General features: G+C 70.8%; 13 protein-coding genes and 1 pseudogene. 10 read left to right on the forward strand and 4 right to left on the reverse strand.

The window, feature by feature from the left end:
* Window positions 1-558 (reverse strand): alpha/beta fold hydrolase (locus QM582_RS08525; RefSeq protein ID WP_415083524.1); only part of this gene is annotated, 558 nt, incomplete at its 3' end.
* 33 nt (window positions 559-591) lie between these two features.
* On the opposite strand from QM582_RS08525, the gene QM582_RS08530 reads away from it, so the two are divergent.
* The 3 genes and pseudogenes from QM582_RS08530 to QM582_RS08540 form a co-directional block, all read left to right on the forward strand.
* Window positions 592-1,077, forward strand: coding sequence for a PH domain-containing protein (locus QM582_RS08530; protein ID WP_415083526.1), 486 nt, complete (start codon window positions 592-594; stop codon window positions 1,075-1,077).
* Complete coding sequence (locus QM582_RS08535; protein WP_415083528.1) at window positions 1,074-1,523, forward strand: GtrA family protein; 450 nt, start codon at window positions 1,074-1,076, stop codon at window positions 1,521-1,523. Before QM582_RS08530 ends, QM582_RS08535 begins: the two co-directional genes overlap by 4 nt.
* 60 nt (window positions 1,524-1,583) lie before the next feature.
* A pseudogene (locus tag QM582_RS08540) lies at window positions 1,584-1,637 on the forward strand (Fic family protein); the annotation flags it as partial.
* A 193-nt stretch (window positions 1,638-1,830) separates the two neighbouring features.
* On the opposite strand, the gene QM582_RS08545 reads toward QM582_RS08540, so the two are convergent.
* Entirely contained in the window at window positions 1,831-2,547 is a 717-nt protein-coding gene (locus QM582_RS08545; protein WP_415083530.1) for a Type 1 glutamine amidotransferase-like domain-containing protein, read from the reverse strand.
* Here QM582_RS08545 and QM582_RS08550 point away from each other — a divergent pair.
* Genes QM582_RS08550 through QM582_RS08560 form a run of 3 tightly spaced genes read left to right on the forward strand, consistent with a single transcriptional unit; the run spans window position 2,536 to window position 5,766 of the window.
* On the forward strand, window positions 2,536-3,735 hold the full coding sequence (locus QM582_RS08550) for a 5-(carboxyamino)imidazole ribonucleotide synthase (RefSeq protein WP_415083532.1): 1,200 nt from the start codon (window positions 2,536-2,538) through the stop codon (window positions 3,733-3,735). The genes QM582_RS08545 and QM582_RS08550 overlap by 12 nt on opposite strands.
* Complete coding sequence (gene purE / locus QM582_RS08555; RefSeq protein ID WP_415083533.1) at window positions 3,732-4,226, forward strand: 5-(carboxyamino)imidazole ribonucleotide mutase; 495 nt, start codon at window positions 3,732-3,734, stop codon at window positions 4,224-4,226. The genes QM582_RS08550 and purE overlap by 4 nt, the downstream gene beginning before the upstream one ends.
* Before the next feature lie 55 nt (window positions 4,227-4,281).
* A complete protein-coding gene (locus QM582_RS08560) occupies window positions 4,282-5,766 on the forward strand; it encodes an LCP family protein (RefSeq protein WP_415083535.1) in 1,485 nt (494 codons plus the stop codon).
* A gap of 147 nt (window positions 5,767-5,913) precedes the next feature.
* Here the strand turns inward: QM582_RS08560 and QM582_RS08565 are convergent, their stop codons facing one another.
* Window positions 5,914-6,798, reverse strand: a complete 885-nt coding sequence (locus QM582_RS08565; RefSeq protein ID WP_415083537.1) for a serine hydrolase — start codon at window positions 6,796-6,798, stop codon at window positions 5,914-5,916.
* 7 nt (window positions 6,799-6,805) lie between these two features.
* Window positions 6,806-7,498, reverse strand: coding sequence for a TIGR03089 family protein (locus QM582_RS08570; protein ID WP_415083540.1), 693 nt, complete (start codon window positions 7,496-7,498; stop codon window positions 6,806-6,808).
* A gap of 38 nt (window positions 7,499-7,536) precedes the next feature.
* Here QM582_RS08570 and QM582_RS08575 point away from each other — a divergent pair, with 38 nt between their 5' ends.
* The 4 genes from QM582_RS08575 to QM582_RS08590 form a co-directional block, all read left to right on the forward strand.
* Complete coding sequence (locus QM582_RS08575; RefSeq protein ID WP_415083542.1) at window positions 7,537-8,616, forward strand: mannose-1-phosphate guanylyltransferase; 1,080 nt, start codon at window positions 7,537-7,539, stop codon at window positions 8,614-8,616.
* Window positions 8,609-9,337: a hypothetical protein gene (locus QM582_RS08580; protein ID WP_415083544.1), complete on the forward strand. Its 729-nt coding sequence runs from the start codon at window positions 8,609-8,611 to the stop codon at window positions 9,335-9,337. Before QM582_RS08575 ends, QM582_RS08580 begins: the two co-directional genes overlap by 8 nt.
* 252 nt (window positions 9,338-9,589) lie before the next feature.
* Window positions 9,590-9,853 (forward strand): WhiB family transcriptional regulator, encoded by a 264-nt coding sequence (locus tag QM582_RS08585; RefSeq protein WP_415083546.1) that lies wholly within the window; start codon window positions 9,590-9,592, stop codon window positions 9,851-9,853.
* A gap of 32 nt (window positions 9,854-9,885) precedes the next feature.
* Window positions 9,886-10,729, forward strand: an 844-nt coding sequence (locus QM582_RS08590; RefSeq protein ID WP_415083548.1) for a hypothetical protein, incomplete at its 3' end; no start/stop codon positions are given.

A 10,729-nucleotide genomic window follows, 5' to 3' on the forward strand; every position in this document is an offset into this window, starting at 1 on the left:
CACCTCGACCCGGGCATCCCGGAGACCGGCGGCGAGTTCCCGGGCCGCGGCCGTTCCGGCGGCGTCCGAACCGCCGCTGACCAGCAGAGCCGAGGCGGTGACGGCCGCCAGTCGCGGCCGCAGGTCGATGCCGGACGCCGCCTTCACCAGCCGCAGCATCCGGGCCCGGTCCAGGCCGGCGTCGGCCAGCCGTCCGGACGGCATGGCGCGGACGGCGAGCCGCTGCGCGAGCCCGGCCAGCTTCGGAGGACGACCCTGCAGGTCGGAGAGCACCAGGTGCGAGACGGCGTCCGGGGAGCGTCCGGCGGCGGCGACCGCGACGGCGGCGCCCAGCCCGCTGCCGGCCAGGGCCACCTGATCGACGCCGAACCGGTTCAACTGGCCGAGCACGGCGTCCGCGGCGGCGTCCAGATCGAAATCGCCAGGACGGCCCGGCCGCAACCCCTCCAGCCAGGGCGCGACCGCCTTGGTTCCGGTGGGCAGGGCGGTGACCTGGTCCTGCCAGAACTGCGGGGTCTGGCCGAGTCCGTGCAGGAACACCAGAAGAGGGACGGTCATGGCACCCATCGAACCACGGACATAATGGGCACCATGGGATTGCCCGCCAAGCTGCTCGGAGACGGTGAGCAGGAGTTGTTACATCTGCGATCGCACGGCAAGACCATGATCGGTCCCACCGCCTGGCTGCTGGTGACCTCGGCCGTCGCCGGCGCCGGGTTCGCGCTGTTGCCGTCGTCGTGGCAGCCGTGGTCGGCCTGGGCCGCCGCAGTGATCGCGGTGGCGATCGCGATCCCGGTGTACCTGATCCCGCTGCTGCGCTGGCGCACCACCACTTACACGCTGACCAACCACCGGCTGATCACCCGCTCCGGGATCATCACCAAGGTCGGCCACGACGTCCCGGTCGCCCGGATCACCAACGTGGCCTACGAGCGCAGCCTCACCGACCGGATGTTCGGCTGCGGCTCGCTGGTGTTCACCACCTCGGCCGAGGCGCCGGTGGTGTTGCACGACATTCCCAAGGTCGAGGAGGTCGGAGTGGCGATCTCCAACCTGTTGTTCGGGGTGCGCGCATGACCGAGGCCGCGGCATCGCAGCTGGCGCTGCGCACCCAGTTGTTCCGCTTCGTGCTCACCGGCGGGCTGTCGGCGATCGTCGACTACGGCCTGCTGGTGGCGCTGATGGCGCTCGGCCTGGACTACATCCCGGCCAAGGTGCTGTCGTTCATCGCCGGCACCACCACCGCCTACCTGATCAACCGGCGCTGGACCTTCGTCTCGGACGGCTCGCGGCGCAAATTCGCCGCGGTGATGGGGCTGTACGCGGTCACCTTCGTGGTGCAGGTGGGCATCTTCGCGGTGCTCTACCCGTGGCTGGTGTCGGTCGGGCTGGACACCCCGATGCTGCCCGCCGGGCTGGTCGCCGCCATGCACTGGGCCCAGTTCCTCGGATTCGTGGTCGCCCAGGGCACCGCGACCGCGGTGAACTTCATCGTCCAGCGCACGGTGATCTTCAAGCCTTGACCGTAAGTTCCACAGGCCGCATCGTTAGCACACCCTTAGTCAACAACGTGCGGTAAGCAGTTCGAGACCGTGCATCCGTTCACCGCCGGCAACGGACGCACCGGCCGGGTGCTGCTGGAGGAAAGGGGTTGGCCCGGCGGGGTCATGCGACCTCTGACGCGTGACGTTGCCCTGCTTCGGGTTCTTTCACCGGGTTTGAACCACGGAAAAGACGCCGAAGGGAGGCAACGTGATCGGCTGGCCGGCGGTGGGGTTCCGGGCAGCCAGTGGGCTCGGCCCCAGCGGGTGCGGTCCCGTCAGCGGACGCTCAGGCCGGCAGGGCGGTCATCTCCTGCGGCTCGCGGATCACCGCAGGGCCGGGGATGTCGTTGGGCAGCACCCGGTAGACGTTCTGTCCGCGCTTCTCGCAGAGGAAATGCGCGGGGACGCCGTCCACGTAGTGCACGCCGGCGCCGTCGTCGGCCGCGTAGCCGCCGGGCAGGGTGCCGGACGCCACCGCGGCGGTGTAGATCGGGTCGCGTTCCGGCTCGCCGTCCAGATGCGGACAGAAGCTGCCGCGGACCAGGCCCAGCCCACCCGTCCAGGGCCGCAGGTCGCCGAACGAGTCGGTGACGCAGCCGGCGTACCAGCAGGCCGCCCCGGCAGAGATGCCGGCCAGCACCAGCGCGCCCTGTTCGTAGCGCTGCCGGACGACGTCGGTCACCCCGTGCGCCTCCCACAGCGCCACCAGGTTGACCGTGCTGCCGCCGCCGACGAACAACAGATCGGCCTCGGCCAACCGGTCCACCGCCTCGGCCGCACCCGACCACAGCGTCAGCACCGAGGTCCGGACGCCGAGCGCACCGTAGGCGCTGAGGAACCGGCGGATGTACTCCGGATCGTCCCCGGAGGCGGTCGGCGCGAAGCAGACCTGCGGGTGGTCCGAGCCGGTGAGCCGGACCAGATAGCGGTCCAAGGACGTGGGCTCGCCGAACTGGGACATCGAGAAGCCGCCGCCACCCATGGCCACGAGATGCCTGGTCATGGTCGAGATACTAGTGCGCGGCGACCGTCCACTAGGGTTCATTCGGTGACCGTGCGAACGATCGGCATCATCGGCGGCGGCCAATTGGCCCGGATGATGCACGCCGCCAGCATCACTCTCGGAGTCCGCATCGCGCTGCTCGCCGAGGGCCCGGACGTCTCCGCCGCCCAGGTGGTGGCCGATACCGATGTCGGCGACTACACCGACCCCGAGACCGTCTACGCGTTCGCCGAGCGCTGCGACGTGATCACCTTCGACCACGAGCATGTTCCGCCGCCGATCCTGCGCGAGCTACAGGCTCGTGGCAAGCAGGTTCACCCCGGTCCGGACGCCCTGCTGCACGCCCAGGACAAGGTGGTGATGCGAGAGCGGCTGACCGGGCTGGGCATGCCGTGCCCGGCGTTCGCGGTGGTCGCCGACGCCGACGAGCTGCGCGCCTTCGGCGAGCGCACCGGCTGGCCGGTGATCGCGAAGACCTCCCGCGGCGGCTACGACGGCAAGGGGGTCTGGAAGATCGACGGCCCGGACGACGCCGACGAGCCGTTCGCGAACCTGAAGCCCGGGGTGCGGATCCTGGCCGAGGAGTTCATCGACTTCACCCGCGAACTGAGCGTGCTGGTGGCGCGGCGTCCGTCCGGTGAGGAGCGGGTCTACCCGGTCAGCGAGACCGTGCAGACCAACGGCATCTGCACCCACACCTTCACCCCGGCGCCCGATCTGGGTGCCGAGCAGCGGGACGCGATCGAGGCCATGGCGCTGCGGATCGCCGCCGAGCTCGGCGTCACCGGCATTCTGGCCGTCGAGCTGATGCAGCGTGCCGACGGCTCGGTGGTGGTCAACGAGCTGGCGATGCGGCCGCACAACACCGGGCACTGGAGCATCGACGGGGCACACACCTCGCAATTCGAGAACCACCTGCGGGCGGTCGCCGACCTGCCGCTCGGCCCGACGGAGGTGCGGCAGCCGCACGCCGCGATGGTGAACGTGCTGGGCGGCGCCCGCGACGATCTGCTGGAAGCCGCCGAGGAGGCCTACGCAACTGACCCCGGCGCCCGCGTCCAGCTGTACGGCAAGAGCGTCGTCCCGGGTCGCAAGGTGGGCCACGTCACCGTGGTCGGCGACGACGCGGACGACGTCCGGGCCAGGGCGCAGGCCGCCGCCGATCACCTGATGGGAGTCCAGCGATGAGCGAGAAACCCGTTGTCGGGATCGTGATGGGGTCCGATTCGGACTGGCCGGTGATGAAGGCCGCCGCGGACGCCTGCGCCGAGTTCGGCGTCGGCTACGAGGCGGACGTGGTCAGCGCGCACCGGATGCCCGAGGACATGGTCGCCTGGGGACGCGTCGCGCACAGCCGCGGCCTGAAGGTGATCATCGCCGGCGCGGGGGGAGCGGCCCACCTGCCCGGCATGCTGGCCGCGCTCACTCCGCTGCCGGTGATCGGCGTCCCGGTGCCGCTGAAGTACCTCGACGGGATGGACTCGCTGCTCTCCATCGTCCAGATGCCCGCCGGCGTCCCGGTCGCCACCGTCGCGGTCGGCAACGCCCGCAACGCCGGCCTGCTCGCCGTCCGGATCCTGGCCGCGTCCGACCAGACCCTGCAGGCCAAGATGCTGCGCTTCCAGGAGGAGCTCCGGGATGTCGCCCGCGCCAAGGGGGCGGCAGTCCGCGGCCACTGAGTCCAGGGCGGCGCGCCCACGGAACGGCTTCGGAACCGGCGGCCATACTGGATCGGTGACTGCCGTCGAGACTTCCCCGCTCCCGGACGCGCAAACCCGCAGCCAGGGCATCGCCCTGCGTCGCGGCCTGGCCATGCTCGGGATGACGCTGATCGTGCCCGGTTCGGCACAGCTGGCCGGCGGCAACGAACGGTTGGGCCGAGTCGCCCTGCGGGTCTGGGCGACGCTGATCGTGCTGGCGGTGCTGTTCGGGGTGTTGTTCCTCACCTTCCGGTCGTTCGCCATCGGGCTGTACGCGAACACGCTGACCCTGCAGGTGCTGCGCTGGGCGTCCCTGGTGCTCGGCCTGGGCTGGGTGCTGCTGTTCGTCAACGCCTGGCGGATCGCGAACCCGCCCGCACTCGGCCCGCGCGGCAAGGTGGCCCTTCCGGTGATCGCGTTCGTGCTGGCGCTCGGCGTCGGTTTCAGCTCCTGGACGCTGGCCGGCGCCTTCGACGCCCAGAGCCGGCTGTTCGGCAACGTGTTCACCGGCGGCGGCAAGGCGGAGACCAACGGCGGCCGGTACAACGTGCTGCTGCTCGGCGGGGACGCCGGCGCCGACCGTGAGGGCCTGCGCCCGGACACCATGATCGTGGCCAGCATCGACGCCAACACCGGCCGGACGGTGTTGTTCAGCCTGCCCCGCAACCTGCAGCACGCGCCGTTCCCGGACTCGTCCCCGCTGAAGAAGCTCTACCCCGACGGCTACTGGTGCAAGGACCAGTCCTGCCTGCTCAACGCCGTCTACACCCTGGCCACCAACCACAAGAACCTCTACCCGGGGGTGAAGAACCCTGGCGTCCAGGCCACCAAAGAGGTCATCGAGAACATCCTCGGCCTGCAGATCAACTACTGGGCGCTGGTCGACCTGAAAGGCTTCCAGGCGCTGATCGACGCCGTCGGCGGAATCAACCTCGACGTCGCGCGCAAGGTGCCGATCGGTGGCGGCACCAACCTGACCACCGGCAAGAAGTACCCGATCACCGGCTGGATCGGTCCCGGCAAGAACCTGCACCTGGACGGTCACCGGGCGCTGTGGTTCGCCCGGTCCCGGGAGGGCTCCACCGACTACGAGCGGATGGCCCGGCAGAAATGCGTGCTGAACGCCATGGTCAAGCAGCTCAACCCGGTCACCGTGATCACCAAATTCCAGGAGATCGCCAAGGCCGGCGAGGAGATCGTGGCCACCGACCTGCCCACCTCGCAGATCGGCACCATGCTCGACCTGGCCCAGAGGGGCCGCTCGCTGCCGCTCAGCAGCGTCAGCTTCGCCCCGCCGCTGATCCGCCCGGTGAAGCCCGATTTCGCCAAGATCCGCGAAGTGGTCAAGGCCAAGATCGCGGCGTCCGAGGCGGCGGGGGACAAGCCGGCCAAGACCACGAGCTCGGCGCCGACGCCCAGTGGCGGCACCTCCGCCAGTTCGTCGCCCAAGCCGTCCACGTCCAGCACCCAGGTGAAGACCCAGACAGACGACCTGGACGAGGTCTGCACGGTCAGCTGACCGCGCTGCACCGTCCGGCCCCCATCCAACGCTCGCCTAACTATTTCCCGCTCGCTGAATTCAGCGAGCCCGAAATAGTTAGGCGAGCGTTCGGTGCGGCGGGTGGAGGTGTGGGGTGCGGGGCGGGGGTGAGGGTGCCGGACGTGGTCAGCGCAACTCGCCGGAACCCAGCACCCGGAACACCCAGTCGCCGATCGCGGTGCAGTAGGCCTTGCCCAGGTCGAAGGTGGCGACCCGGGTCATGATGGTCAGCAGGTAGTCACGTCCGTCGCCGGCGACGTGGCCGATCGAGTTCACCGCCCACAGCTTGTCGGTGGACTCGAATTGCACCCAGCCGTTCTTCAACTCCACCTTCACCGAACTGCTGCGCGGTGCACCGACGCCCCAGGTCTGGTCGTCCTGCACCTGCCCCATCAGCCCGAGCAGGTAGCTCCGCTCGGCGTCGGTGAGCGCCTTGGTACCGCCCTTGACCAGCTGTTTCAGGAACGAGCGCTGGTCGTCCGGGGTGGTCCAGGTCCAACTCCAGAAGTCCTTCTCGGGGGCGCTGTGGGTGGCCTTCAGGCCCAGGTCGGCGGCCAGCGCGTCATAGGCCGGACGCCCGCCCGCCCACTTCCACAGCGCGTCGGCGGAGTCGTTGTCGGAGTTCCGGATCGCCTTCTCGGCCTGGCCGGCCTGCTCGGCCGGCAGCGGCTGCTGCAGAGCGTCGGCCCGAGCCTTGCGCAGCGCCATCGAGACGATCATCGGCTTCGCCATGGAGGCGCTCTGGCTGGTCCAGTCGCCCCGGAAGTCCCAACTCGCGCCACTGCGCAGGTCGAGCACGGCGACGCCCAGCTTGTCCTGCCCTTGGGCGATCACCTCCAGCACCTGCTGCAGCTGCTCGCGCACCGTCCCGGTCGGGGACGCCGTGGGCGTCGGCACGGTCGGCGCGTTGCTGCAGCCGGTGAGCACGGCCGGCACCAGGGACGCGGCGCCGAGCGCCAGCAGCCCGGTGCGCCGGGTGAATCGCAGGGAGTTCAGCGGGGTCTGGGTCACCGCGCCATCATTCCACGCAGCGTTCGGACGCCCGGATCGCCGCCAGCCGCGCGTCGCCCGGATCGCCCTCGACGACCACCGCGGACCCCCCGCCCAACAGCGGCGCGATGACGGCGTCCCGCAGCGTCGCGAGCGGATCGGACGGCAGCACCAGCACCCGGCCGGCCACCGGCGGGGTACCGGCCAGCTCGGCATGGCTGAGCACCTGCGCACCGTCGATCCAGGCCGGCGCGGACGGTGTGCTGGGCAGCGTCCCGGCCAGATCCGGCTGGGCGAGCGCCTCGGTGCTGAAGTCGAGCACCCCGTCCGGCAACCCCCGCAGGCCCAGCCCGAGCGGATGCAGCGAACAGGCCAGCGTGGCCCCCGGCAGCACCGCCTCGGTGACGTCCGGCCCGACCACGACCACGTCGGCGCCGGCGACCTCGAGGGTGATCGCGCACTCCCGCTGCCAGGCCGCCAGCGGCCACAGCAACGTCATCCAGTGCCCCGGACGCCGCAACGCCAGCGGCAGGCCGACCAGGCCGGAGTCGGCGCCCAGCTCCTCGATCAGGTTGGACGTCTTGGCCACCCAGTTCGCGAAGGTGGCCACGCTGAGCTCGGTGCGGCCGCCGGAGGCGGTGTCGTAGTGGGTGAGCAGCGGCTCGGCGCCGGCCGTCCGGGTCCGTCGTTGCAGGGCGGAGAGAACCACGGGAATGTCCATCGCGCCATCGTAGAAGTCCGGACGATATCGTCAGGTTCATGCGTTTTGCGGTGATCATGGCTGGTGGCTCCGGGACGCGGCTGTGGCCGTTGTCCCGGAAAGGAACTCCGAAACAACTACTCCGATTGATCGAGGGCAAATCGCTGCTCCGCATCGCGTTCGAGCGCCTGGGCGACCTGGTGCCCCCGGAACGCGTCCTGGTCTGCACCGGTGCCGCCTACGCCGCCGAGGTGGCCGCCGAGCTCCCCGAACTGCCCGCCGAGAACATTCTCGGCGAACCCGAGGGACGCGACTCGCTCAACGCCGTCGCCTGGCCCGCCGCGGTGATCGCCGAGCGTGACCCGGACGCGGTGATCGCCCAGGTGACCGCCGATCAGCTGATCGAGCCGGTCGCGGTCTTCTCCGACATGCTCGCCGAGGCGTTCGCGGTGGCCGAGGCGGACGCGCACGCGCTGGTCACCCTCGGCGTGGTGCCGACCAGCGCGCACACCGGCTACGGCTATCTGCGGCGCGGTGCCGCGGTCCCCGGCTTCGAGCACACCCATCAGGTGCTGGAGTTCCGGGAGAAGCCCGACCTGGTGACCGCCAGCGAATACCTGGCCTCCGGCGACTACTGGTGGAACGCCGGCATGTTCGTCTGGCAGGCGGGCACCTTCCTGGAGCAGCTGGCCGCGCTGCACCCGGCCACCCACGCCGCCGTGCTCGACCTGGCGGCGCATCCGGAGCGGCTCGCCGAGATCTTCCCGACCCTGCACAAGACGTCCGTCGACTACGCGATCATGGAGCCGGTCGCGGCCGGTGCCGGGACGGCGCACGTCCTCGCGGTGGCGCTGCCGGTGCAGTGGCGCGACGTCGGCGGCTACGCGTCGCTGGCCGAGATCCTCACCCACGACGCCGCCGGCAACGCGTTGATCGGGGCATCGGTGTGCCTGGACGCCTCCGACAACGTGATCATCAACACCGCCGGCGAGGGGCACCTGACCGGGGTGCTGGGTTGTTCCGGCATGGTGATCGTGACCACGCCGACCACCACCCTGGTGGCGCCGGTGGACGCGGCAGAACGGGTCCGGGAGCTGGTGGCGCTGGTGCGTGCGGAGGCCGGCGAACGCCATGTCTGATCGCGGCGACGCCCAAGGCTCGCGGGGACGTGCACTGCTGGCCAACCTGAAGCGGATCCGGCAGCCGGTGACCTGGCTGGTGCTGGCCGTCATCGGCGCCGGTCAGGTGCTCGGCATCGTCCGGCTGGCCCTGCTGGTGTTCCGCGAGCAGACGCCGGTGTTCGAGGCGTTCCAGGACATCGGGCAGTCGATCATGAGCCTGTCCCTGGTGATCGCGCAGGTCGGGCTGGTCTGCGCCTGCCTGTTCGTCCCGCCGGCGACCGGTCACGCCGTCCGGCTGGCCAAGCTGTCGGCGTGGGTGCTCGCCTTCGGCACCCTGCTGCAGCTGGTCTGCCTGCTGCTCGGCCTGGCGGCATCCGTCAACGTGTTCGGCGTGATCATGGAGATCCTGGGCGGTCTGCTCGACGTGGTGTTGAAGGCGGTGGCGGCCGGGGTGCTCTGGGTGCTGGTCCGGGGCGTCCGGTCGGGGCGGCTCGATCTGGCGCCCGCGGTTCCCGAGGTGCGAGCCCCCGAGCAGCCCAAGGCCCAGCCGGTATGGCAGCCGGAGCAGGCCAGCGGGACGGCCTGGCGCAGCGCCCGGGACGCCGCCAGCGGGGCTCGTCCGGACGTCGGGGCGGCACCGTCGGGTGAGGCGGACCCGGGGAAGGACCAGCCGGGGGAGGCAGAGCCGGTCACTCCGGCCACGCCGGAACGGCGCTGGAAACCGCGCTCGGGCTCGTAGCGGTTCCGGGCTTGCGGGGTGCCGCGTCCCGATCGGCTGCGTTCTGCCCCGTTGTCCTACGACCCGGTCGGACGCACTCTTCGGCCTTGCCGGACCGGGCCCGGATACCCCGCTCGGTGATCGAACGCGGACTGTCGCAACAGGCGCTCGCCGACCAATAGCACAGAATGCGGGTTGCCTCACGTAACGACAGGCATGTAATTTCCTCCATGTAGTTCATCGGGGCTCGCACCCGGGTCGAGGAGGATTGCCATGCACGAGTTGGTCGCGCTGGAGTTTGACGAAGGCGACGAGGGAGCGCTCGGCTGGCAGGAGCGTGCCCTGTGCGCCCAGACCGACCCCGAGGCCTTCTTCCCCGAAAAGGGCGGTTCCACCCGCGAGGCCAAGCGGGTCTGCCAGAGCTGTGAGGTGCGCAGCGAATGCCTGGAGTACGCGCTGAGCAACGACGAGCGGTTCGGAATCTGGGGCGGGTTGTCCGAGCGCGAACGACGCAAGCTGAAAAAGCAGGCGGTCTGAACCGCGGCCGGCGACGGCTAACCTAGGGCAGCGTGACTGACCCCTGGGCATGGCTGCAGGCCGATGACGAGGATCCGGAGCTCGACCTCGACGCCCATCCGGTCAGCGCCGTCGTGCTGGCGCCGGTGGCCGACGCGCTGCGTCCGCTGTTGGACGAGCAGAGCGTCCCGCTCGCCGAGATCGTGATCGCCGACACCCTGGCCGAGGGTGCCGGCAAGGCCACCGGCGAATGGCTGTGGCTCTTTCCCCGTGTCGTCCGGCCTCATCCGGACGCCCTGCGCGCGCTGCTGCGCACCGCCACCGAATCGGACCGGGTCGGGCTGGCCGGTCCGCTGATGCTGCAGTCCCAGCGCCGGGCCCGGGTCGACCTGATCGAATCCTGCGGCCTGACCGTCACCCCGGCCGGGCGGGTGATTCCCGCCGTCGAGGGCGGCGAACCCGACCAGGGCCAGCTGGACACCATGGCGGTGCTCGGGGTCGACCTCTCCGCGGCGCTGATCCGCCGGGACACCTGGGACGACGTGGGCGGCGTGGTCGCCGACCTTCCGGACGCGCTCACCGGCGTCGAACTGGGACGCCGGGTGAACGGTGCCGGTCTGCGCGTGCTGGCCGAGCCGAGCGCCCGGGTGACCCGCACCCGTCCGGAGCAGCCGGACGCGGTGCAGGAGCGGGCCTGGGAACTGCGGCTGGCCGCCTCGGGCCGTTCGATCTGGACCCGGCTGCGGCTTTTCGTCGGCAGCCTGCTCGGCGCCCTGGGCTTCCTGCTCGGCAAGGACGCTGCCCGCGCCGGTGCCGAGCTGCGGGCGCTGGCGGCCTGGTTGGGCGACTCCGCCGCCGCGGCCGTGTTGCGCGACCGCGGGGTGCCCGCCGGCGCGG

Source organism: Micropruina sp. (genome assembly GCF_047607385.1).
Lineage (GTDB): Bacteria > Actinomycetota > Actinomycetes > Propionibacteriales > Propionibacteriaceae > Micropruina.